Here is a 26,321-nt window from a genome sequence, read left to right as displayed (position 1 = left end):
TCACAAATTAACGAATGAATTGTCAACAAGCTAATTTATTTTATGTTAATTTAATAAGGAATCTTTTTTTGGATTGTTATTGCATTGGTTAATTTTATCGATGCAAGCAAAACCTAAATCCCGTATTTATTGGGGTTTAGGTTTTTTTTTGCGCTTAAATAAGGATAAGCTATGAAAAATAAACAACTTGCTGAATCAATTATTGAGAACGTAGGTGGTCAAGATAACATCGTCAGTCTAGTACACTGTGCTACCAGACTTCGCTTTGTATTGAAAGATGAATCAAAAGCAGATGCCGAAATAATTAAAAAACAAACTGGCGTCATTACTGTCGTTCAAAGTGGTGGACAATTCCAAGTCGTTATCGGCAATAATGTTGCTGACGTATTTAATGCAATTATGGATATCACTAGCCTTAATAACACCCCCGCCCCTCAAGAAGCGGGACCTAAAAAAGGGATTGTGTCACGACTGATTGATTTAGTATCAAGTATTTTTATTCCAGTTTTAGTGGTACTGGTTGCTGGCGGTATTTTAAAAGGGATTGTGTCTCTATTACAAGTATGTGACATTGTTCAGGAAAAAACGCCAACATTTACTTTTTTAAACGCTATTGCTGATGCGCCATTTTATTATTTACCGATCATTTTAGGTTTTTCAGCGGTTAAAAAATTTGGTGGTAATCCTTATGTTGGAATGGCGATAGGTGGCGCATTAGTCTATCCGGATATCACCGAGATGCTAGGAAAAGCAATTGAATTACAAACTGAATTTTTCAATATCCCTATTAAATTAATTCCTTATAAATCTTCAGTCTTCCCGGTAATTTTAGCAGCATGGTTTTATTCATTGCTTGAACGTAACTTCAACAAAATCATGCATGACTCATTTAAAAAATTCATTTCGCCACTACTCGGTATTATCATTACTGTGCCATTAACGTTTGCGCTTATTGGTCCAGTCGTTGCATTTTTATGTAACATTGTTGCTAGTGGCATTATTTATGTTTATGAACTTAATTCTGTTATTGCCAGTATGATTTTAGCAGGACTTTGGCAAATAATGGTTGTGTTTGGTATCCATTGGGGCTTGGTACCTTTTGCGATAAATAATATTACCGTATATCAGCAAGACTTTATGTTACCAATCTTATTCCCAGCGGTATTTGCCCAAGTCGGTGCGGTATTGGCGGTGATGATGCGCAGTAAAGATCCGCAAGTTAAAGCGTTGGCAAGTTCGTCAGCTCTCTCAGGTGTATTTGGGGTAACAGAACCAGCAATTTATGGCGTTAACTTACCATTAAAACGCCCATTTGTGATCGGTTGTCTCTCAGCCATGGCTGGCGGTGCAATTATTGGTTATTTCAAATCGGTTATCTTCTCATTTAGCTTCACCAGTATCTTTGCATTTTTACAAATGATTCCAAGCGATGGTTTGGATGATAAATTCTTTGCTGCCATAATCGGTTCGATAGTCTCATTTATCATTGCATTGGTGGTAACTTACCTATTTGGTATCCCTAAAGATAAAAAAGCGGATAATGCCGATCAGGCGTCAATAAACAGTGAAACACAAATCGATACTATCTCAAGTCCAATGACCGGCAAACTTATTGATTTAAATCAAGTCAATGATCCAACTTTTGCCAGCGGATTGATGGGTAAAGGTGCCGCAATTATTCCAACCATTGGCGAAACTGTCGCGCCTGAAGATGGTGAAGTTGTTTCGCTATTTAGAACTAAACACGCCATCGGATTTCAAACTCAATCAGGGGCAGAAATCCTTATTCACATTGGTATCGATACAGTTAAATTAGATGGGCAACATTTTGAAGCGCATGTTGAAGCCGGCCAAAAGGTGAAAAAAGGTGATCGACTTGTTAGCTTCGATATCGACGCGATTAAACAAGCTGGCTTTGAAGTCACCACGCCAATTATTATTACCAATAGTGATGACTATATCGATGTGCAGTGCATATTTAAACAAGATGACGTTCAACAAGGTGACGCGCTATTAGCGTTAAGTGCAAAAAAGGAGTAAAACATGGCAAATACATTTCCTAGTGATTTTTTATGGGGTGGCGCTATTGCTGCCAATCAAGTTGAAGGTGCATATCGTGAAGATGGCAAAGGGCTATCAACATCTGACTGCACGCCTAATGGTCTATTTGGTGATATTGTCGATCGCAATAAAGTCGATATTACCAGTATTAAAGATCGGGCAATCGACTTTTATCATCGCTATCCAGAAGATGTTGCCCTGTTTGCTGAGATGGGATTCACCTGTTTACGAACATCTATCGCGTGGACCCGAATCTTTCCAAATGGTGATGAAGAGCAACCAAATGAAAAAGGACTGGCGTTTTATGACAAACTATTTGACGAAATGTTAAAACACAACATTACGCCACTTGTCACCTTATCGCATTATGAAATGCCCTACTACCTTGTCACAGAATATGGTGGATGGGGAAATCGTAAAGTCATCGAATTTTTTACTCGTTATGCCAAAACAGTATTTGAACGCTATAAAAATAAAGTGAAATATTGGTTAACTTTCAATGAAATTAATATGTCACTCCACGAACCTTTTACTGGCGTTGGTCTAGATCGTAACAGTACTAAAGCCGAAATTTATCAAGCGATTCATCATCAATTAGTTGCCAGTGGCCGTGCGGTAAAATTGTGTCATCAAATCATTCCAGATGCCAAAATCGGTAATATGCTACTTGGCGCTATCGCCTACCCGCTTACGCCAAAACCAGAAGATGTTTGGGCGACACATGTAGAAAATCATGGTTGGTTATTCTTTGGGGATGTTCAGGCTCGTGGTTACTACCCAACTTATATGAATCGTTACTTTAAAGAGAACAATATTGAACTAACCATTACCGATCAAGATCGTGAAGATTTAAAAGAAACCATCGACTTTATCTCATTTAGTTACTATATGAGTTGTTGTGGCACAGCCGACGATTCACTCCGTCAAAAAGGTAATATTCTTGATATGGTCCCAAATCCTCACCTTAAAGCATCTGAATGGGGCTGGCAGATTGATCCGGTTGGTATTCGTTACTTATTAAACCTACTTTATGAGCGTTTTCAAAAACCACTGTTTATTGTTGAAAATGGTTTAGGCGCCAAAGACAAACTTGAAGCAGATGGCACGGTTAATGATGATTATCGTATTAACTATATGAACGATCACTTAGTGCAAATTCGCGAAGCTATTAACGACGGCGTTGAAGTAATGGGATACACCAGTTGGGGACCAATTGACCTCATTAGTGCATCAAAAGCAGAAGTCACCAAACGTTATGGTTTTATCTATGTTGATCTAAACCAAGATGGCTCAGGCTCATTAAAACGCTATAAAAAGAAAAGCTTTTATTGGTATCAGTCTGTGATTTCATCCAAAGGTGCAACTTTAAAATAATGATCATGCAGGTAATGTCTGCTCGGCATTACCTGCAAATGTACTGAGCAGATTACGAGGATAAAGATGATTAATAAAATAATTAAAATCATCACCAGTTTACTGTTGCTAACCGCACTCTCGACTGGATGTAGCAATCAACCAAGCAGTAGGTTTAATGCTAATCGTGATGATGTGGTTACCATCTATTTTGCAAGGCATGGTAAAACGTTATTCAATACCTATGATCTAGTACAAGGCTGGGCCGATTCACCCTTAACCGACAAAGGAATAGAAACGGCGCGTTATTTAGGTGAAGGCTTTAAAAAGAAATACATCAAATTTGATGCTTATTACACCAGCGATTCAGGTCGTCAACGGGAAACCATGCAAGTGTTGTTAGCTCAAAAAGGGGTAAAAAACTACAAAATACAAGAGTTAAAAGGTCTACGCGAAGTTTTTTACGGTGGATTTGAAGGCGGTACTAATGCGAAAATGGTATCCGCAGCCATGAAATCACTGGGTTACAAATCGGTTGATGCCTTTTATAAAAGTTATGTACAAGGGCATATCCCAGTAACAACACTAACCGAAGCGATTGCCAAAAGTGACCCTAGACACGAAGCGGAAAACTTTACCCAAGTTAAAGAGCGCACTCAAAACGCACTCCACACTATTGTAGAGACCGCACTGGCTAAGCATCAAAAAAATATATTGGTGATCTCATCAGGCATGTCGATTCAAGCAATGATTTATGACTTAACTGATAATCCTGTTAAAAACAGACCATTAGCGAATGCAACTGTCGTCAAAATTGTTTACCAAAATGGTAAATATAAGGTCGTTGAAATTGGCAGTATGGACTATGTTAATGAGGGTAAATCATCATTAAATATCGGTGAAAATCGTCAAAATTAGAAACAATTAGTAAAATTTAGTCGAATAGGATTGTTACTGCTTTTGCAGGCAAAACCTAAATATGACTCAAGCTGGATAGCTTGGGTTGTGTTTAGGTTTTTTTTGGAAAAAAAATTTATAAAAATAGGAAATAATAATGAAAATAAAGTACGTCTCCTTAGCATTACTTAACATCATGTGTTTTTCAGCTATTGCCGCTGATTCAAATTCAATCAATAGTGAAAATGGCTTTTTGAATAATGCCTTTTTCAAAGATACTAAATTTGAATTTTCAACACGTAACCATTGGAAGTATTTAAAAGAAAACGCATCCCAACCTAAAGAAGTACATAGTGCATGGGGTCAAGCATTTACGCTCAATTATAAATCGGGTTATTTATTCGATACCCTAGGTTTTGATTTCACCTATGATAACGTTATAAAACTTGGTGCTAGTGACTACTTTGCAACTCGTAACCTACTCTATAACTCAGGCAAAAAACCAAACAAACACAATGCGCATGGTTTTAACAAATTTACTCAACGTTATGCCAAAGTCAAACTCGGTGATAAAAATATCAACTTTAATGGTAAAGTCGGATGGCATAGCTTAAAAGATACGGGGGTAATGAGTTCATCACAACATTTAACTCGTTATAGTTATTTGGGGTACAGTGGCGTATTAAAATATTCAAACTTAGCGCTACAACTTGCTTACATCGACAGCGCCTTCCCGCGTGAATCATCGAAAAAAGTGCATTTTTATAGCTTAGATAGAAAACACGTCATTGATAATATCAAAACGGCCGGTATTGCGTATAATGACAAAATAGTAAAACTTGATTACTCCTATGGCGTTGCTAAAGACTACATCAAACGTCATGCAATCGAGTTCTCTTATAAACCGATGGATAAACTTATTCTTGGTTCACAAATTTACGGTAGTACCGCTCTTAAAAACCATGACAAAATGAAAGCTAATGTCCGTGATTTTGATGATTCAGCATGGCATTACGCCACTGACATTGAATGGAAAGAAGCCGACTGGAGTGCTAAATTCGGTATCGCCTATACTGACGCTAACCGCAAAGGTGCTATCGGTTACTATGGCCGTCATATTGGTAAAAACAATCGTGGACGTTATAACGGTATGGCAGCAGCTGGGGCCGACTATATGCGTGATGGCGAACTGGTATTTTCAAGCGTATTGACTTACGACTTCTTTAAAGACAATACCACAGGTTTATATCTCAACTACGGTGAATTTAACTACAAACATGAAACCTTAAAAAATGGCGAAATCAACGTGTTTAATATCTTTAAACCAACAAGTGGTACATTTAAAAATCTATCTATTTTGTCAAAATTTGGTTATGGTTGGTCTTATAAAACCTTAAGCAGTAAAGACATTACGCCAAAATTAAGAGACGGCAAAGCTCAACGTTCACCAACACTGTCAGCCGAAACCGTTATTGATTATCGATTTAACTTATTATAGAAAAGGACGAAACTATGAAAAAACTCATAAAACTTATTGGATTAACCGCTATCCTTACCGCATCAATTGCACAATCATTTGCTGCCGAAGTGAATATCTATTTTACCCGTCATGGTAAAACCATGTTCAACAACGTCCATCGTGCTCAAGGATGGTCTGACACGCCACTAACAAAACCGGGAATTGAAGTGGCACAGCAACTTGGTCGTGGCTTAAAAGGTATCGACTTTATTTCGGTCTATTCAAGCGATTCAGGCCGAGCAAGACAAACTGCGCGCATTGTTCTTGAATCTAAAGGTGACACAAAATTAAGCATCAACGAAATGGAAGGATTACGAGAAACGTGTTTTGGTGATTTTGAAGGCGATCTTGATCCCAACATGTGGAACCCCGCAGCACAGCACCTAGGTTATGAGTCTGACAAAGCATTAATGGCTGATTTAGCTAAAGGTAAAGTCACCCTTAAAAAAATGATGGATGCGATCAAAGCCGTTGAAAAATCAGGCGAAGCAGAAGACTACAATGCCGTTAAAACACGTATGCAAGCATCATTAAGAGCAATTGCAAAATCAGCCCAAGAACAAGGTGGCGGTAATGTTCTTGTTGTTTCTCACGGCATGGCAATTATGGCTATGGTTGAAGAAATGTTAGATAAACCAATCACAAGTGGACTAGGTAACGCGAGCGTCACTAAAATTCGTTACACTGATGATGGCAAATTCATTGTTGAATCATTAGGTGACATGAGCTATGTCGAAAAAGGCAAAGCAGTAAAATAATCGATAAAAAAGGCTCACCGAAGTGAGCCTTTTAACTTTTTACTCAGAAAAATCACTATTTAATGTCTCTTTAATCAACCATGTTGCGATGATACTAATGATTGACGCCACCGCCACATAATAGCCTACCCACGTCAAACTACCATGTGCCACTAAATAATTAGCAATAATTGGCGCAATTGATGCCCCTAAAATCCCACCAATACTATACGCTGCTGACGACCCGGTATAACGAATATTAGTCGGAAAAATCTCGGGTAAAAATGCCCCCATAGGTGCAAAAATAATCCCCATCAAAAATAGTGATAAGCATAAATAGGTCATCACCAATAATTCACTACCACTAGCCATAAATTGAGTCATCAACAGACCAGATAGCGCAACAAGCATTAAGCCAACAATTAAAACCGGCTTACGCCCGTATTTATCGCTAAGTCGAGCAGAAATCGGGGTAGCGATCGCCATAAATACAATCGCTACACACAAAAATCCTAAAAAATGACCTTTTTCAATGCCCAAGTATTTAGTGCCATATTGCAATAAAAAGGCTGTGGTTATATAAAAAAGCGTATAACAACCTACCATCGAAAATGAGCCTAACGTCAACGCTTTCCAATGGTGAACAAACATATTCATTACTGGCATTTTAACTTGTTTTTTATTGGCTAAAGCTTGAGTGAAAATGGGGCTTTCAACTAATTTTAATCGAACATACAAACCAATAACCACAAGAACCGCACTAAGAACAAAAGGAATACGCCAACCCCAATCTAAAAACTGCTCGTTACTCAGCGAAAGCGTAACACATAAAAATACCCCATTAGATAATAAAAACCCAATCGAAGGGCCTAACTGAGGAAACATCCCAAACAGAGCGCGTTTATTTTTTGGCGCGTTTTCCGTTGCCAATAATGCTGCACCACCCCACTCACCACCAAGACCTAAGCCTTGTGCCAAACGTAAAATACACAACAAAAATGGCGCCCAAAAGCCAATCACACTATACCCAGGTAACAAACCAATTAACGCCGTAGCCACGCCCATCAAAATAAGCGATACAACTAGGGTGGACTTTCGACCAATGCGATCACCAAAATGACCAAACAAAATCGCCCCAATAGGCCTTGCAACAAAAGCTATACCGAACGTTGCAAATGATTGCAACGCTTGAGCCGATGGCGAACTATCAGGAAAAAATACCGGCCCAATCACTAGCGCAGCAGCGGTGGCGTAAATATAAAAATCATAAAATTCAATTGCAGTGCCGATAAAACTAGCTAACGCTACGTTCGACATTGAATTGGCTGGTTTAGTATTCATCATTCATTCCAAAATTATTTTATTTTTAAATAAGTGCAAATATTATAGTTGTTAACAATCCATTTACCATCATAAATAAAAAAAGTAATATCCCTATTCTCAATATAAGAACTCGCTATAATAATATAACCGACTAAAAAGGATTTTATATGTATTACATCAGTCATTATTCATCACCACTGGGGCAAATCACCCTAGCAAGTCAGCACAATAAATTAGTGGGTGTTTGGATTGAAGGACAAAAATATTTTGGCCAAATGCTAAGCGCCCAAAAAGAAGAGGCGCCAAATTTAGCCATATTTAATCAAACCAAAAAATGGTTGGATGACTACTTTGCCGGCAAAAAACCGGCTATCACAAAATTGGCTTTAGCACCACAAGGTAGCGAATTTAGACATAAAGTGTGGGATATATTGGTACAAATCCCTTATGGTAAAGTGATTACCTATGGTGATATTGCTAAACAAATCAGCACCAACATGTCCAGCCAAGCAGTCGGCGGTGCCGTTGGCCACAACCCCCTTTCCATCATTATCCCTTGCCACCGCGTAGTAGGCACAAATGGCAACTTAACAGGTTATGCAGGTGGAATTGATAAAAAAGTGTGGTTGCTAGAACATGAACAAGTTGATATAAAAGATTTTTTTGTCCCCAAAAAAGGAACCGCTATTTAAAGATAAATATTTTTAGCCCAAAAAATCAAAAAACCCCGCTCCTCAACTTTTTTTCTGAGATAAAACACCTCAAAAATAAACCCGCCTAGGCGGGTAATTCAAACGTCGCTAAGCCACAAAATCGCTTTTTTTATGGCTAAACGACGTTGACTCTTAGCTTGCTTTTAATAACTTAATATTATCTTCCCCTTCGCGGCCCTAAGGATTAAGGACGAAGAAATAAATACTAAGGATAGACGCAAAGTGTGAGGTTTGGAAGCGCTATACCATGCCAACCCACAAAACCGTTGTCTGCGCGCACAGTAAAGTTCCAACCATTAGGATTATAAGAAACTGTATCACTAGTCCAGTAGTAATACTGGTAGGAGTCAACAACTAATGAGTAATTAGGAATATTACCCCACTCCGTGAAAAAACCAGCACCTATATGACGCATGTAATGATTATCGGATGAGGGAGGAGTGGCGCCAGAGATAGGGTCATCCCCTCTACGAACTGCATTGGTTAAATCCTTTACCTTAGGCATTCGATAACCAAGACTATTACACCAAGATAAGGAAGGAGAATAATAGTCATTCTCCTCGCGCCATCGCACATTATTTCGCCCCGTATAACCTCTGTGGACAAACCACTGCTTCAAAGTAAAACCATATTTGACGACAGGAGTACCATTAGTATCACGACCAACCAACTCGAAGGTCTGAGGCAAAGAAGGTGTAGGAATACTACCAGGAGTAGCTGAACGCTGTTGGGAGTAAGTAGCGTAAGGACCCGTTAAAGTAACACGTACCCCTGTAGTAACTGGTGAATTTGTCATGGTCGCAGTAATACCACCATGAGATACCGGAGACCAAGACAATGAACCTCCACCACCAATTTCTAAATCAAAGTACAATCGATTAACGCCAGTTGTAGGAAAATTTTGACCGTAAGAAGATGGGCCAGTTGGCTGAGGAATAAAACCATTAGCAGGTTCCCACATTGAAGACGGACCAGCAAAATCAAAAGATGGGTTATCCCTATCTGCACCAAGCTTACCATACGATAAGTTAGGCCGAGCAAAACAAACCACAGGCGAAGCCTTAGGATTGACGTAATAAGTCACATTACTGGCACTGAAAGTACTACGATTAGGAAATCCGTAACGAGTTGATAATGTACCGTCAGTACTAGATAACTTAATCCTATAAGGTGCGTTACAAATTGTTAACACGGAATTACGTGATACAGACTGGTTGTTTTTATCGACGATAGATAAACTTAAACGACCTGTAGCACTAACGCCAGAATCTCCATCATCATCACCCCAATAATTATTAGGTGGACCGATAAGTGTACTTAATTCGACTGAATTAGTATTAGTTGGGACGAACATACGAATATCAGCAAAACTCTGACCCGCAACCGGCAAGACGATTGGAGTTGTAGATGATAAATTGGTAGAAGGCGTGTAATTAGCTCCGTTAGATAGCGTAATCCCAAGCAGACCGTTAGCATCAACCGCACGTGTACGACCACCGTCGAAAGTCAGATAAGGTGCACTACCCTGTATCGCATTCCTAGTTGTCTGTGATGTCAATGCGTGACCCGAAAAAGGAAGGAAAAGAACCACGAAAAAAACAATCTGCCGGGATAATTGGGAAAAGGATCGAAAACAGGATCTGAAAGAGGATCCGGAAAACGACCGGAAAAAAGGTCGAGAAGAGGATCGCGGAAGCGATCGCGCGAAAATTCGCAGAATTTCACTTGATTGCGTGGAAAAATAAGTTTTATTGAAAAATTTAAACTGAGTGTTGGACTTAGACGAATTTAAAAGATAGGTTTGGCAGGTTGGCTGTTGGCTGTTGGCTGTTGAAAATTATAATGCATTTTAGACTATCCTGTCAAGTAATTTTTTGATTAATTTACAATTTTATACTTTTCTGTCAAATTTTAGCCTATTAGCTAAAACCGTGTAAAAAGTATAGTGATTGGAAAAACACTATGCAACACTTTTTTTCGCTCATTTACGTTAACTTTTGTAAATAGGATCTAAAAAGGATCTAAATTATAATTAGTTAACTATTGTTTTAATTAAATATATCGCAATTACAAATATTTAAAATTAGAACAATTGATCCTTGAAAATTTTATTTTAGGGCTTTGAATTAGAAATTTAGTGATTTTGATATTTGAATAATTTTTTAAGTAAAATTGAGAACCCCAAAAACCCCGCTCCTCAACTTTTTTTGCGATAAAATCGCCTCAAAAATAAACCCGCCTAGGCGGGTAATTCAAACGTCGCTTAGCCGCAAAATCGCTTTTTTTATAGCTAAACGACGTTGACTCCTTGAGTCAGCTTACTTTTAATCACCTAATACTATTTTTTATCACTCGCACCCCCGCCTAAGGATTAAGGACGAAGGAATAAGAACTAAGGATGGGAGCAAAGGCCGTAGAGGTTGTTGTAGGTGTGTTGCCCAACCACGCAACCGTCGGCTGTGAACACGATAAACTGGTTACTACCACTCGGGTCACTAGTCCAGTACCGAAAGTCGACGAAGCCAACGCCTGAATAACGGTACATTATTCCCCACTCCGTGAAAAAACCAGAACCTATATGACGCATGTAAAAATTATTAGGCGAGGAAGGGGTGGCGCCGACTGAACCGCGACACTCAGTGCCTGAATTTCGACCACGACAAGATGCATTGGTTAAATCCTTTACGCGAGGTACACGATAACCAAGACTATTACACCAAGATAATGTATTAGGATAAGTGTCATACTTAGAACCTCGGTTGACGAACCACTGCTTCAAAGTAAAACCATATTTGACGACTGGAGTACCATTAGTATCACGACCGACCAACTCGAATGTCTGAGGCAAAGTAGGTTTAGAAATAGGATTAGGACTGTCTGAATTATGCTGGGATGGAGTAGCGTAAGGACCCGTTAAAGTAACGCGTACGCTTGTAGCTGTAGGATTAGACATTGTGACTGTGATACCACCCAGAGAAACTGAAGACCAAGACAATGGCTGACTTACACCAGTCATGAGTAAATCAAAGTACATTCCATTAGCGCCAGTAGTAGGAAAGTTTCTACCGTAAAGTGACGGGTCTGTTTCTTGAGTGAGAAAACCCTTAACAAGGTCCCACATTGAAGATGGACCATTTAGGCTAGAATTATAGTGATACGTATTTGGTTTGGCAAAACAAACCACCGGCGCAGCCTTAGGATTGACGTAATAAGTCACATTACGAGCACTGAAAGTACTACGATTAGGAAATCCGTAACGAGTAGATAATGTACCGTCAGTACTAGATAACTTAATCCTATAAGGTGCGTTACAAATTGTTAGCACGGAATTACGTGATACCGTTTGACCGCTTTTATCGACGATAGATAAACTTAAAGAACCTGTAGCACTAACGCCAGAATCACCATCATCATCCCCCCAATAATTATTAGGAGGACCGATAAGAGTACTTAAAGCGACTGAATTAGTATTAGTAGGAACGAACATACTTATATCAGCAAAACTCTGACCCGCAACCGGCAAGACGATTGGTGCTGAAGAAGATGAAGTATTGGTAGAAGGCGTGTACCTAGTTCCGTCAGATAAAGTAATCCCAAGCAGACCGTTAGCATCAACCGCACGAGTACGACCACCGTCGAAAGTCAAATACGGCACATTACCCTGTATAGCATTCCTAGTTGTCTGTGATGTCAATGCGTGACCCGAAAAAGGAAGAAAAAGAGCCACGAAAAAAACAATCTGCCGGGATAATTGGGAAAAGGATCGAATAAAGGATCGCGCGAAAATTCGCAGAATTTCACTTGATTGCGTGGAAAAATAAGTTTTAGTGAAAAATTTAAACTGGGTGTTGGACTTAGACGAATTTAAAAGATAGGTTGGCCAGGTTGCCTGTTGCCTGTTGCCTGTTGAAAATTATAATGCATTTTAGACTACCCTGTCAAGTAATTTTTTGATTTATTTACAATTTTATACTTTTCTGTCAAATTTTAGCCTATTAGCTAAAACCGTGTAAAAAGTATAGTGATTGGAAAAACACGATGCAACACTTTTTTTCACTCATTTACGTTGACTTTTGTAAATAGGATCTAAAAAGGATCTGGGTTATAATTGTTTAATTATTGTTTTAATTGAATATATCGAAGTTACAAATCTTTAAAATTAGAGCAATTGATCCTCAAAAATTTTATTTTAGGGCTTTGAATTAGAAATTTAGTGATTTGGATCATTTAATAATTTTTAAGTGAAATTTAAAACTTCAAAAACCCCGTTCCTCAACTTTTTTTAATGGAAAAATACAGCTACTAAAAAGCGCCACAGTTAGAGCGGAATTATTTATTTGAGGCAACATTGCAAAACAAAATTTTGAACCCCAAAAACCCCACTCCTCAACTTTTTTTGCTAAAAAACACCTCAAAAATAAACCCGCCTAAGTGGGTAATTCAAACGTCGCTTAGCCGCAAAATCGCTTTTTATGGCTAAACGACGTTGACTCCTTGAGTCAGCTTACTTTTAATGACTCAACACTATTTTTTATCACGCCCACCCCCGCCCTAAGGATTAAGGACGAAGGAATAAAAACTAAGGATGGTAGCAAAGCCCGGGGTGGGGGAAGTCGTTCCAAGACACAGAACCGTTGGGTGCGCCCACGATAAACTGGTAACCACCATACGATTCAGTAACCCAGTACCAACCGTCTTCGCTGAGGAAACCGGCTGAATAATCACCCATTTTGCCCCACTCTGTGAAAAAGCCAGAACCAATTCTACGTTGGTAATAATTACCAGGTGAGGGAGGAGTTGCGCCAGAGATAACTCCATGGGATGTACGAACAGCATTGGTTAAACTCCATACGTCAGGCATTCGATAACCAATGCGAGCACACCAAGATGAAGTATTATAATAAGTATCTTTCTTAGAACCACGGTGGACGAACCACGTCTTCAAAGTAAAACCATATTTGACGACAGGAGTACCATTAGTATCACGACCAACCAACTCGAATGTCTGAGGCAAAGTAGGTTTAGAAATAGGACTAGGACTGGATGAATTACGCTGGGATTCGGTAGCGTAAGGACCTGTTAAAGTAACGCGTACGCTTGTAGCAGTAGGATTAGACATTGTGACTGTGATACCTCCCTGAGAAACAGGAGACCAAGACAATGGCTGACTTACACCATTAATGAGTAAATCAAAGTACAATCCATTAGCGCCAGTAGTCGGAAAGTTTTGACCGTAATAGAGAGGGTTTGTTTTTTGTGTGAAAAAACCATTATCCGGGTCCCACATCGAAGCTGGACCTTCGAAATGCGAAGCCCATCTATCATCATCGAACTTACCATATTTTAAATTAGGTCTGGCAAAACAAACAACCGGCACAGCCTTAGGATTAACGTAATAAGTAACACTATTTGCACTGAAATTACTACGATTAGGAAAACCGTAACGAGTTGCTAAAGTGCCGTTAGTACTAGATAACTTAACCCTATAAGGTGCCTTACAAATCTCTGGCACGGTACTACGTGATACCGTTTGACCACTTTTATCAACGATAGATAAACTCAAAGAACCTGTAGCAGTAACGCCAGAATCTCCATCATCATCTCCCCAATAATTATTAGGCGGACCGATAAGAGAACTTAAATCGACTGAATTTGCATTAGTTGGGACGAACATACGAATATCAGCAAAACTCTGACCCTCAACCGGCAAGACGATTGGAGTTGTAGATGATAAATTGGTAGAAGGCGTGTAATTAGCTCCGTTAGATAGCGTAATCCCAAGCAGACCGTTAGCATCAACTGCACGAGTACGACCACCGTCGAAAGTCAGATAAGGTGCACTACCCTGTATCGCATTCCTAGTTGTCTGTGATGTCAATGCGTGACCAGAAAAAGGAAGAAAAAAAGCCACGAAAAAAACAATCTGCCGGGATAATTGGGAAAAGGATCGAATAAAGGATCGCGCGAAAATCCGCAGAATTTCACTTGATTGAGTAGAAAAATAAGATTCAGAAAAAAATTTAAGCTGGGTAGTGAACTTAGACGAATTTAAAAGATAGGTTTGGCAGGTTGGCTGTTGGCTGTTGGCTGTTGAAAATTATATTGCATTTTAGACTATCCTGTCAAGTAATTTTTTGATTAATTTACAATTTTATGCTTTTATGTCAAATTTTAGCCCTGTAGCTAAAACCGTGTAAAAAGTATAGTGATTGGAAAAACACGATGCAACACTTTTTTTCACTCATTTACGTTAACTTTTGTAAATAGGATCTAAAAAGGATCTAAGTTATAATTGGTTATCTATTGTTTTAATTGAATATATCGCAATTGCAAATCTTTAAAATTAGAGCGATTGATCCTCAAAAATTTTATTTTAGGGCTTTGAATTAGAAATTTAGTGGTTTTGATATTTTAATAATTTTTTTAGTAAAATTTAAAACCTCAAAAACCCCGCCCCGCAACTTTTTAAGAAACGGGATATTATCTGCACTGAATAAACTGACTAGTGTTGATTGATTCGAAAATTATATTTTATTAACTGCCTACACGGCATAAACCTGATTTTATGAATTTTGCGCCTTCATCGATGATTTATTAACTGCCTACACGGCATAAACCTAGAACAAGACATACTATAATCGTTGTTTGCAAAAAGGCAAAGGGCATTTGGCGTTTTAAAAACTCTTTTTTTCAGTATCTTTTTAATATCATGATTTTTAATTATTTTATTTTTTGATTAAAAAAAGGGTTATAAAAATACTATTTTTTAGGGCTTAGAAAACCCCGCTCCTCAACTTTTTTACTCTAATATCAATTTTTAACCATAATTAAACAAGGTCATAAAAATCGGCATGATTAAGGTTAATAGAAAGCCTTGGACGATTGCGGGTGGTACGATGCTGATACCGGCCCCTTTTTGTAGCATAGGTAGCGTAAAGTCCATCGATGTAGCACCACATAAGCCTAACGCTGTGAGTTTGTATCGTTTGATTAGGGTTGGGATTAGGATGATGGCGCATAATTCGCGTAGGATGTCATTTAGGAAAGTGGCACTGCCTATAATTGGGCCATGAGCTTCGGTCATGAGTATTCCTGATAGTGAATACCAGCCAAAGCCTGATGACATTGCCAGCCCTACTCGTACAGGTTGTGATAATATGAGTGCTGCAATAATCCCGCCTAAGAAGGTACTTAGTACCACAATAATAGTGGTAACTATACCGACTTTGTTGAGTAGGATCTGTTTTAGTGAGATGTTGTTACTTCGTAATTGTATACCAATAAGTAGCAATAAAAAGACGAGTACCACTTTGGTGATGTCTTCACTATATTGCCAAATAAAGAGTGGAAAGAGTCCGGCAATAAAGCCGGCGATTAGCGCAATACACACTCGCAGTGATTCTAAGATCATTTTGAATCGTGATTCATAATTTTGTTTACTATGGGTGGTGCGCCACGGTAAAAATAGGTCAATTAGCGCTAAAAAGATGAAATTGCCACCAAAGGTACAAACAAAAATGATCGCGGTGTAAAATAGGATAACTTTTATGTTAGAAGCTAGATTATCTAAGTGAGCCAACTCGGTTCCCATGATAAATAAAATAAAATAGACCATCCAACTTAAGATTAGGTTTATTTTGATGATCCATTTTTGCTCTTTGAATTTAATCAAATAACCTAGACATAACGGCACTAAAGCAATAAGAATACCAAAATACATGTTTTATTCCTTTATTTTCATTTTTAAAAGTCAAATTTTTTATATCGCTTGCTAATTTAAACAAGCGATTTTTTTTGTCGTTAATCCATACCATTATGTTAATGCTGCTAATTGAGTTTCAATTTTATTTTGCAGTTCATCTAATAATGCATAACGATTTCGATACTCAGAACGTTTTTTACTGGCAATATCTTCAATGGCTTTTCGGTTGATTTGGGTGGGTAAAATAAATAACGATCTTTCGTCTTGTTTACCGTCAATAGTTAACCAAAAATCATCATAATCAGATAAGATTCTTTCTTGTCGGCTGTTGTAGCGCCAGTTGTTGTAAACATGGGTTTTATTGCCCACAGCAATAATTTGTTCAAGCTGGAAATAACGAGCAATAATTAATGCGGCTTCCACCACCACACGTTTAGGAAATAGTCCATAACACTGTTTTGTTGCTTGCTGAACTCTGGTGCGAGCGTCTTGATGCCCTGTTCCTTGTAATCCTGCTATAAACAGTGTTGGTTTTTGTTGGTATTGGTTAATGGTGAAGGTTAACGTGGCTAAATCAATGCCATCATTGTCATAAAAATATAAGCTTAGCTCACCTTCACGAGCAAACTTGTTACGCGCTTGGATGGCGATTTTTATGTTAGCTTCGTTCTTAGCCATAACACTTGCTAATTCAAATGATGAATCTGGATTGTAGAAAGCTTTAGTCATGCTATCAGGATGATTTGCTAAAAAGTCATAATGATAGGCTAAGGCTTCATAGCGCTCTTGTTGACTTAAACAAGATGCTAAATAAGGTCGTTGTAATTTACAGGGTAAATTGGTTTGGCATGATAGATAGTATCCAAGTAGTGGGTATTGTCTTAATTTATCTAGTAATTTAAGCGTTATTGGGCTTAAAAATAGGGTCCTGAAAAAAAATTTATAACGATAAGTCGGTTTAAGCCATAGTTCATTAAGCGGTAGTTTACCTGTACAAAGCCAGTTAAAAAGTTGCCATTTACTTTTAGGCTGGGACATATTCGTAATATTATTCATAAGCAGAAAAATGTGTTCGTAAGTTTGTAAGAAAATTATATGTGGCTAAATTATTAAATATCAATTTAATATTAACGTTAAATTTAAATGTTTTAAGTAAGCTGATAAGAGTACAACACAACCTTAGTCAACGCAACCCTTGAGGTGTGATGAATAAAAAAACGGTGAACTGTGTCACCGTTTTTATGATCGTTTAAAAAAACGAATTATTGACCTTTAACTTCTTTTAAACCGTTGAATGGTGCTTTTGAACCAAGCGCTTCTTCAATACGGATTAATTGGTTGTATTTAGCAACACGGTCAGAACGGCTCATAGAACCAGTTTTGATTTGACCAGCAGCTAAACCAACAGCTAAATCAGCAATTGTTGAATCTTCAGTTTCACCACTACGGTGTGAAATTACTGCTGTATAACCAGCATCTTTCGCCATTTTAACTGCTGCGATAGATTCAGTTAATGTACCGATTTGGTTAACTTTAACTAGGATTGAGTTAGCGATGCCTTTTTCAATACCTTGTTTGAAGATTTTGGTGTTAGTTACAAATAGATCGTCACCAACTAATTGGATTTTGTGACCTAATGCTTTAGTTTGGTATGCCCAACCTTCCCAATCGCTTTCATCTAAACCATCTTCGATTGATACGATTGGATACTGATTAGTTAAACCTTCTAAATAGTGAGTAAATTCTTCAGCAGTGAATTCTTTGTTTCCTTCACCTTTTAATACGTATTTACCAGTTTCTTTGTTGTAGAATTCAGATGCAGCACAGTCCATCGCTAAAGTGATGTCTTTACCTAGTACATAACCTGCTTTTTCTACAGCTTCTTTGATACATGCTAATGCTTCAGCGTTTGAACCTAAGTTAGGTGCAAAACCACCTTCGTCACCAACAGCAGTATTCATGCCTTTAGCGTGAAGTACTTTTGCTAAGTTGTGGAATACTTCAGAACCCATACGGATTGCTTCACGAACTGTTTTAGCACCAACTGGTTGAATCATGAATTCTTGAAGGTCGATGTTGTTATCAGCGTGTTCACCACCGTTGATGATGTTCATCATTGGTAATGGCATAGAGTATTGACCTGGAGTACCATTTAGGTCAGCGATGTGTTGATAAAGTGGTACACCTTTCGCTGCTGCTGCTGCTTTAGCTGTTGCTAAAGATACTGCTAGGATTGAGTTAGCACCTAAGTTAGATTTGAAATCAGTACCGTCTAAATCAAGCATGATTTGGTCGATTGCAGCTTGATCTAACGCATCTTTACCAATAACTGCTTTAGCGATTGGTCCATTTACGTTTTCAACAGCTTTAAGTACGCCTTTACCTAAAAAGCGAGATTTGTCACCATCGCGAAGTTCTAACGCTTCACGTGAACCTGTTGATGCACCAGATGGAACGATTGCAAGACCAACGAAACCACCTTCTAAATGAACTTCAGCTTCAACAGTTGGGTTACCACGAGAGTCGATGACTTCACGACCATGTACTTTAACGATTTTTGCCATGTTATTTTCCTCTATATGACAGATATATACCTAATGTAAACATAAATTATTTTTGCTGCTGATCTTGATAATCTTTGGCAGCTTTAACAAAACTACTAAATAATGGATGTCCATCACGTGGAGTTGATGTAAATTCTGGATGGAACTGACATGCAACAAACCAAGGATGGTCTGGAATTTCAATAATTTCCACTAATTTTTTATCAGTTGATAACCCTGTCACTTTTAAGCCAGCCTTGACAACTTCTGGTAATAAGTTGTTATTGACTTCGTAACGGTGACGGTGACGTTCGGTTATCGACTCTTTTTTATACATTTGAGCGACTAATGAATTTGGCTCTAAATGACAGATTTGCGAACCTAAACGCATGGTACCACCTAAGTCGCTATTTTCATTACGTTGAACCACATTACCAGACTCATCACTCCATTCAGTGATTAATCCAATAACAGGGCTTGCACAATCTTTTACAAACTCTGTAGAGTTGGCATCTTTAATACCCGCTACATTACGTGCATACTCTATCATAGCAACTTGCATTCCGAGGCAAATTCCTAAATAAGGTATTTTGTTTTCACGTGCATAGCGCGCAGCAATAATTTTACCTTCAACGCCACGATAACCAAATCCACCCGGTATTAAAATCGCATCTAAGCCTGCAAGTAAATCGGTACCGCGTGATTCGAGGTCTTCTGAATCAATATAACGAATATGAACAGTTAAACGGTTTTTTAATCCACCGTGTTTTAACGCTTCATTTACTGATTTATATGCATCAGGTAATTCGATGTATTTACCTACCATGCCAATGGTCACTTCACCTACTGGATTAGCTTCTTCATAGATGACTTGTTCCCATTCAGATAGATCGGCTTCCTTACATTCAAGATGGAAACGATTGCACACGTAGGTATCTAAATTTTGTGATTTCAATAATGCTGGGATTTTATAAATTGAATCGACATCTTTAAGTGAAATCACCGCTCGTTCAGGCACATTACAAAATAGTGCAATTTTCGCTCTTTCGTTAGCCGGAATTGCGCGATCTGAACGACAAATGAGTATGTCAGGTTGAATACCAATTGATAATAACTCTTTAACTGAGTGTTGGGTTGGTTTGGTTTTAACTTCACCTGATGATGCAAGATAAGGCACTAATGTTAAGTGCATAAATAAGGTATGTTCACGACCAACATCAACCGCTAATTGGCGAATTGCTTCTAAGAATGGTAGTGATTCGATATCACCCACTGTGCCACCCACTTCAACGATAGCAACATCGTAACCTTTGGCACCATCAATAACACGATCTTTAATCGCATTGGTAATATGAGGGATAACTTGGACTGTCGCGCCTAAATAGTCTCCACGACGCTCTTTTCGTAAAACGTCAGAATAAATACGTCCAGTTGTAAAATTGTTTTTTCGGCTCATTTTGGTGCGAATAAAACGCTCATAATGACCCAAATCGAGATCGGTTTCGGCACCGTCTTCAGTCACAAAAACTTCACCATGTTGAATTGGGCTCATTGTTCCCGGATCGACGTTGATGTAGGGATCAAGTTTTAGCATGGTGACTTTTAAATTGCGGGCTTCTAAAATTGCAGCTAATGAGGCTGCGGCAATGCCTTTACCTAAAGAAGAAACGACACCGCCTGTAACAAAAATATAATTCGTGACCATTAATACCAGACCATTATTAATTTAATTGAACAATATCACATTAGTTTAAATGATAAATGCAATATATGATGAATCAGACGGGAAATTAGTATAACAGAATATGGTTTCTCTCACAATTGAATAATTGAGTTTAATTACTCAGTTTGTTTACTAACTTGGTGTCTATTATTTAATTACTGGTATTAACCCCGAACAGTTAATCGTTATATTCAAGAATTTTATCTTGATAATGACTAATAATTTTTTCGAGCCTAAATTGATTGGCGGCTTTTTTCCATATATAAATAATACTATTGATTAAGGCGATTAAGATAACAAACAGAAAGACAAAATTGTTGATCAAAATTGGCGATGAAAATAACTGATTTTTATCGATATCATTTCCATAATCAGTTGAAAGTGTTAGTTTCGAAATTTCTCCATTATGATAGCTTTCTTTGCTAACTTGATCCATAATTTTGTTACTATTACCTGATGAAATACCCTTTATTTTATCACATTGAAGGTGTTGAGATTTGATATCTTGCGTATTTTCAATATCACATAAAATACGAGATAGATCCAAATTAACTCGCTCCAAAGAGTGAATGGCGGATTGCTTCAAACTTACTTTATCATCAATATTCCACGTAGTGTCTGGCGCGGTTAATTGCTGATACGTAAAATCAAATTTTTCACCCGCATGAGTAAAAAAGAAAATTAAGATAGCCAATATTAATCCCGTAATGGCTAATATAATATTATGATGAACAAATTTCGGTGCACCATAATTTTTTACTTCTTCGCTAATCGATAAATATTCACCACAACTAAGCAATTGTTTAGTTTTAAGTTCGACCTGCATATCAATCGGTATATCGGTGTTATTTGGGAGAAACATTTTCCAGTATGCAGGATAGTAAACATCAATGTTCGAATCGATAAACAATCGGCAATAGCTAGGCTTGTTAAGCCTTATTTCAGCTTTGATATGATTAACATATTCGGTCGGCAATTCTCGTTTTATACGCGATGCTATTAGGGAAAAAATAAAACAGATGATTGAAAAAATAACCAAGGCAATCGACTGAAAATGTTCTAAAGCTAATAAAAATATTACGCCTAAAACAAAAAAAACTGTCATTAATTTGCCAGAATTGCTTCGGTCTTGAAGCGCGGTTTCAAATTGATTTTTTTCTCGTTTGCTAAGAATTTCAAAAGGCGGTTTTTTTTCAGATGTCTCTGTTACTAGTTGTGTTAAGGTCTCATTAGATCTTTCTATACTATTCATACGAATAGGTTTAATTTTTCCCGTCTGCCAAAAATCATTGAGTTGTTCCTGTTTACGAGATGGCAGTTTTAAACTAGCTTGCAATAAATCATAACTGTTTATTTTAACAACGATTGCATAACTATTAGTAAAGACAATTTCAACCGTATTGAGAATTTTAGTCTTGGTGATAAATTCCCCTTGATATCGAGCTTCAAAGCCCATAATACCGATATCCATATTATAAGGAAAAAATAACTGAATATTGCCTATCTTGTAATAATATTCATAACTGATTGCATCAGTAAATTCTTTTTCAATATACCCTTTAATTGTCGTAACATCAGAATTAATTAGTGAGCTTTCCCATTGATAAGGCGGCGTAATTTTTTCTTTATCATCAAGATAAGGCTGAAGAAAAGTAGCTTCTTCTTCAGTTAGTTGTCGAGTTGCATTTTCACGGATAAAGGTTTCTTTTTTAGTGAGCCTTTTTTTATTTAAATCTCTCTTTACTTGTCGTATCAAGATGATTGAACAAACCATCACGAATACGAAAAAAATAGTGGCTAAAGCGGCTAAAATAGTTAACATAATTTTAAGATCTTTTTATTTAAACTTTATATTAAAACGGTTTATTCAAGATTAATGATAGTACCTAATCTATTTTCATAATATTTTTTAATTTCTTTAATTCGGTGTTGATTAACTTTTTTTATTAACTCTTTTAACACCGTTAATCATCGTGGTTAATGACATGACAATATCAATAAAAACATTGCTAATAGCAAATGGTAAATAATTTCTAAATTTGCTTCGAATTGTGGCTTCCAATGGTGTTTATTGGTAGAGTTTTTTATTAATTAAATCGTCTGAATTTACCTCATCGAGGTTTTTCAAATCATTTTTTTGATCAATTTGCGTGTAATCGCGCTCACCATCATAAATAGTGAGTGACTCAATATCAAAAGCATCTATATTATCGTTGCGTTTTTCATAAAATTTGTCAACATGGTCTTTTAAGTGCCCAAAATCGTTGAATTCATATTCCTCGTTTGGATCATAGTTTTCTTGTGCTGTCTTAATATCGTGATTATTAATGTTAACGACAATCCCATACCGTTTGGTAAATACAACTTCTATGATATTAAATTGATCAATATGCTTATCCATATTATATGGAAAGAACAGCTCTATATCGTCTATTTCATAATAATAGTCAATTTCATCAGTATTTTTGTTAAGACTATGACGACAACAAATCCCTTGAAGTTGTGATACTTTGTTATCAACTAGTGAGGATTGAAATTTATAGGGATAAACCGCCATTTTACTGGTTAAAAACGGTTGTAATAGGTCTAGCTCTTCATCCGTTAGATCTCTTATTGGTTCACGTAGGCTCAAGTGGTCGTCTAAATTATCCTTATTTATACTGCGCTCGCCTTTAAAAAGAATAAAGCTAACCATTCCAAAAATTAAAATGCCCATTTTTACAAGCGTAAACCAATCCATAGTCATTCCTTAATCCAATAATTCTTTTATTGACAAACAGCGTTTTTAAAAGCGACTTTATTTTTAATCTATTCCTACTCTATTTAGCGAATTTTCCTCTGAATTCGATAAAATCTTTTAAATTATCAATATCCTTAATTTCCAATTTACCAGCAACTTTATGAATTATATCTAAATGAATTAATTCATTAACGGCCCGACGATAGACACGATCGGTAGTGCCAAAACGTTCTGCTTCTAAGTAGTTTTTTTGAAAATTATTAACAGGATGAATATTTAGATGATGCTGATATATATCATAAGCAATGTTATAACAGATTGAATATAAAGTTCTTTTTAAGAAGATATCTAATGTTTCTTGATAATCAAAAGCAATAGCACTAGCAAAAAACAGTGCTAATTTAGGATATTTGAGTAATGATTGATATAGTTTATCAATGCTGACGATAGCGACAGTTAGGGCTTCTTCGGCAATGATATCAAATTGACATAAATAGTCGGTAAAAAACTCCATTTCACCAAATATATGCTCATCACAATCTACTGTACCAAGATGGAATCGACGACCATTATTGGCCTGATAGCGTATCGAAATCGTACCATTATAAACAACAACTAAATTATCGACTTTACATCCTTGATGAAAAAGCGTGGTTTTTTCATCGACAATTTTCTTTTCTACAATGCATTGTTCTATAATTGATTCGAGTAATTTATTGTTTTCCTGCCAATAACGGCTAAATCGACCTTTATTTAATGATTTTAATTGCATATCACCGAAGTTTTTAACCACAAAATATATACCCCATCAGAATCGATAACATATTGATAGTTAATTATCTATCGCGTTATCTCATTCTGAAGAGGCATCATTATAGTCAACCATTGTAATAAAAGCGATATCCTAAGTTAATTTCATTGATTACTTTTTTAGAGCTCTTTTCTTTAAGAACATTGATATAGCCAACATAACGATAATAACAGCATAATATATTGGTATGGTATTCATAATAACTTGAATGTCTAAATAGTTATGCAGTATTGAGCTAATAGCTGGGCTAAACATCGCCCCTGCACTGCCACTGATTAAAATAAATGAAACATTTTTGCTTGATGCATTTTTTACAAAGGTTACACCATAAGCGACAAAGGCATTATATAAAGCAGAGCAGACGAATCCATATCCATAAGTTAAGTAGCCAATGCGATCAAGGCTATCGTTATCACTGTATTCGGTGTTGACGATCATCAATGTCATAATAAAAGCTAATAAAATAATTGAGATAAAAAAGTGTTCAATTTTAACTCGCGTCACGATCACCGTTGAAACTAATGCCCCAATTAAAGCTGCTGCCCAATATTGGGTAATAATATTGCCAGCCAATTCAAACGATATAGAAAATTTTTGGCTAACAAATAACGGGGCCCACGTTAAGAAGGTATATAATGCTAACATTGCCAAAAATAATCCAATACCAGCAGATAATATCCCAAAATTCCACTCTGATGGCTGAGACTGTTTGACTGTTGGATGACTAATTAAATCGAAATTAGTCAATATAATGATGAATAACATTAAGACTGTTACCAACCCAACCATTAAATAGCTACTTGCCCAAGATAAGTCATGCGTTAAAGCGTAGGTAGTAATCAATGGGAAGATGACACCAGCAATGTTAAATGTCGCATCTTGTACAACTAACATTGTACTTTGTATCTTATCTTGCCAAGTTGATACCACAATCGTCCCCGCAATGCAGAGCCCTATTCCACCACACAAACCAATCAAAGTCATACAAACTTGAAGTATCAAAAGAGAGTTTGTGATATATAAAATAAGCGAACAGGCAATTATAATCGTATAACTAAGCAAGGTGATGCGTTTAATCCCAATAATATCGATTAAAAAGAATGCCAAAATAGTGCCTATTAACGCCCCACCATTTAATAAAGAAAAAATGAATGCGACACTGTTTACATCTGCATTAAAACTCTGTGCTATGGGTTCTATTAGCATACCAAACTGACTGGCAAAGCCAGCCATAATAAAATTAGCTAAAAAACTAATAAGTGTGAGCGATAATTTATTTTTCATATTTCCATCCGAGAAACGCAATAAATTAAGAGTTAACAGCCACGTTTAAAGCAAGTTTGATCATATTATTAAATGTCATTTGCCTCTCTTCCGCAGTTGTTTCTTCACCAGTTAAGCAGTGGTCTGAAACGGTTAAAATCGCTAACGATTCGACATTGAATTGTTGAGCAATTCCATATAGACCAGCCACTTCCATATCGATACCTAACACCCCTGATTTTTCGAGTGTACTTATTAATGTTTCGTCAGGATCATAATAAAGATCACCACTAAATACATTCCCTACTTTAACCGGTAAATTCATGTTATTAGCCATTTCATAAGCTCGATGTAATAAGGAAAATGTCGCTGATGTAGCAATGTTATAACCATTTGCTCTTTTTTGATTTGTCATCGAATCGGTTCCTGCTGCTACAGCTAAAATCACATCACGCATTTTAACGCTTTGCTGTGTGGCACCTAAAGAACCTACTCGAATAATCCGTTTAACATTAAAGTCATTAATTAGTTCATGTGCATAAAGGGTTATTGATGGAATTCCCATTCCATGCCCCATTACTGACACGGCTTTTCCTTGATATAAACCAGTATATCCAAGCATATTACGTACATTACAAACCTCTTTGGCGTCGGTTAGGTAATTTTCTGCAATAAATTTCGCCCGTAAAGGATCACCTGGCATGATAACGGTTTGTGCAAAGTCGTTGGGATTAGCATTGATATGTGCGGTCATAATATTTCCTGAATAATGAGTGATTTGCCTTAATTATAATCAGGAAATTTTTCAGTTAACTAGGACATAAGTCCGAAGCCAATGTTCTATGCCACATTTTTAGAAATTAATTTGGAAATAAATGATTATTGATAAAAAAAGTGCTTAATGCGCCGTTAGATTTAAATTTTCTCGTCTTTAAT

General features: G+C 37.0%; 19 protein-coding genes. 6 read left to right on the top strand and 13 right to left on the bottom strand.

Annotation, left to right across the window (positions count from 1 at the left end):
* Positions 1-171: 171 nt before the first annotated feature.
* The 5 genes from A9G07_RS02730 (at position 172) to A9G07_RS02710 (ending at position 6,588) form a co-directional block, all read left to right on the top strand.
* Positions 172-2,040, top strand: a complete 1,869-nt coding sequence (locus tag A9G07_RS02730; protein ID WP_065733926.1) for a beta-glucoside-specific PTS transporter subunit IIABC — start codon at positions 172-174, stop codon at positions 2,038-2,040.
* Positions 2,041-2,043: 3 nt separating this feature from the next.
* Positions 2,044-3,435 carry a glycoside hydrolase family 1 protein gene (locus tag A9G07_RS02725; protein ID WP_065733925.1) on the top strand — a complete coding sequence of 464 codons (1,392 nt, stop codon included), beginning with the start codon at positions 2,044-2,046 and terminating at the stop codon, positions 3,433-3,435.
* 66 nt (positions 3,436-3,501) lie between these two features.
* A complete protein-coding gene (locus A9G07_RS02720; RefSeq protein ID WP_081303325.1) occupies positions 3,502-4,332 on the top strand; it encodes a histidine phosphatase family protein in 831 nt (276 codons plus the stop codon).
* A gap of 136 nt (positions 4,333-4,468) precedes the next feature.
* Complete coding sequence (locus tag A9G07_RS02715) at positions 4,469-5,809, top strand: OprD family outer membrane porin (protein ID WP_065733924.1); 1,341 nt, start codon at positions 4,469-4,471, stop codon at positions 5,807-5,809.
* A 14-nt stretch (positions 5,810-5,823) separates the two neighbouring features.
* Positions 5,824-6,588 (top strand): histidine phosphatase family protein, encoded by a 765-nt coding sequence (locus tag A9G07_RS02710; protein ID WP_065562679.1) that lies wholly within the window; start codon positions 5,824-5,826, stop codon positions 6,586-6,588.
* 39 nt (positions 6,589-6,627) lie between these two features.
* Here A9G07_RS02710 and A9G07_RS02705 read toward each other — a convergent pair whose 3' ends face one another.
* Positions 6,628-7,911 carry an MFS transporter gene (locus tag A9G07_RS02705; protein ID WP_065562680.1) on the bottom strand — a complete coding sequence of 428 codons (1,284 nt, stop codon included), beginning with the start codon at positions 7,909-7,911 and terminating at the stop codon, positions 6,628-6,630.
* A 146-nt stretch (positions 7,912-8,057) separates the two neighbouring features.
* Here A9G07_RS02705 and A9G07_RS02700 point away from each other — a divergent pair, with 146 nt between their 5' ends.
* A complete protein-coding gene (locus A9G07_RS02700; RefSeq protein ID WP_065733923.1) occupies positions 8,058-8,582 on the top strand; it encodes a methylated-DNA--[protein]-cysteine S-methyltransferase in 525 nt (174 codons plus the stop codon).
* Positions 8,583-8,808: 226 nt separating this feature from the next.
* Here the strand turns inward: A9G07_RS02700 and A9G07_RS02695 are convergent, their stop codons facing one another.
* The 12 genes from A9G07_RS02695 to deoD all read right to left on the bottom strand — a co-directional run bounded on the left by A9G07_RS02695 (position 8,809) and on the right by deoD (position 26,139).
* On the bottom strand, positions 8,809-10,194 hold the full coding sequence (locus A9G07_RS02695) for a hypothetical protein (protein ID WP_141677458.1): 1,386 nt from the start codon (positions 10,192-10,194) through the stop codon (positions 8,809-8,811).
* Positions 10,195-10,995: 801 nt separating this feature from the next.
* Positions 10,996-12,330, bottom strand: coding sequence for a hypothetical protein (locus A9G07_RS02690; protein ID WP_141677457.1), 1,335 nt, complete (start codon positions 12,328-12,330; stop codon positions 10,996-10,998).
* Between the two features lie 852 nt (positions 12,331-13,182).
* The gene (locus A9G07_RS02685; protein ID WP_065733920.1) at positions 13,183-14,514 is read right to left on the bottom strand and encodes a hypothetical protein; all 1,332 of its coding nucleotides are present in this window, start codon (positions 14,512-14,514) and stop codon (positions 13,183-13,185) included.
* Between the two features lie 906 nt (positions 14,515-15,420).
* Positions 15,421-16,323 carry a lysine exporter LysO family protein gene (locus A9G07_RS02680; RefSeq protein ID WP_065733919.1) on the bottom strand — a complete coding sequence of 301 codons (903 nt, stop codon included), beginning with the start codon at positions 16,321-16,323 and terminating at the stop codon, positions 15,421-15,423.
* 93 nt (positions 16,324-16,416) lie between these two features.
* Positions 16,417-17,361, bottom strand: coding sequence for a VirK/YbjX family protein (locus A9G07_RS02675; RefSeq protein WP_065733918.1), 945 nt, complete (start codon positions 17,359-17,361; stop codon positions 16,417-16,419).
* Between the two features lie 206 nt (positions 17,362-17,567).
* On the bottom strand, positions 17,568-18,869 hold the full coding sequence (gene eno / locus A9G07_RS02670) for a phosphopyruvate hydratase (protein WP_065733917.1): 1,302 nt from the start codon (positions 18,867-18,869) through the stop codon (positions 17,568-17,570).
* Positions 18,870-18,915: 46 nt separating this feature from the next.
* Entirely contained in the window at positions 18,916-20,553 is a 1,638-nt protein-coding gene (gene pyrG, locus A9G07_RS02665; protein WP_065563301.1) for a glutamine hydrolyzing CTP synthase, read from the bottom strand.
* A 196-nt stretch (positions 20,554-20,749) separates the two neighbouring features.
* Entirely contained in the window at positions 20,750-22,393 is a 1,644-nt protein-coding gene (locus A9G07_RS02660; RefSeq protein ID WP_065733916.1) for an IgaA/UmoB family intracellular growth attenuator, read from the bottom strand.
* Positions 22,394-22,639: 246 nt separating this feature from the next.
* A complete protein-coding gene (locus A9G07_RS02655) occupies positions 22,640-23,311 on the bottom strand; it encodes an IgaA/UmoB family intracellular growth attenuator (protein ID WP_065733915.1) in 672 nt (223 codons plus the stop codon).
* Positions 23,312-23,390: 79 nt separating this feature from the next.
* Positions 23,391-24,083, bottom strand: a complete 693-nt coding sequence (locus tag A9G07_RS02650; protein ID WP_065734165.1) for a Crp/Fnr family transcriptional regulator — start codon at positions 24,081-24,083, stop codon at positions 23,391-23,393.
* Positions 24,084-24,233: 150 nt separating this feature from the next.
* On the bottom strand, positions 24,234-25,406 hold the full coding sequence (gene tsgA, locus A9G07_RS02645) for an MFS transporter TsgA (RefSeq protein ID WP_065733914.1): 1,173 nt from the start codon (positions 25,404-25,406) through the stop codon (positions 24,234-24,236).
* A 25-nt stretch (positions 25,407-25,431) separates the two neighbouring features.
* A complete protein-coding gene (gene deoD / locus A9G07_RS02640; protein ID WP_065563305.1) occupies positions 25,432-26,139 on the bottom strand; it encodes a purine-nucleoside phosphorylase in 708 nt (235 codons plus the stop codon).
* Positions 26,140-26,321: the final 182 nt, after the last annotated feature.

It is taken from the genome of Gilliamella sp. wkB72 (assembly GCF_001693745.1).
Lineage (GTDB): Bacteria > Pseudomonadota > Gammaproteobacteria > Enterobacterales > Orbaceae > Gilliamella > Gilliamella apicola_E.
Note: the sequence above shows the minus strand (reverse complement) of the source record. Positions and strands in the feature narration are given on the sequence as shown.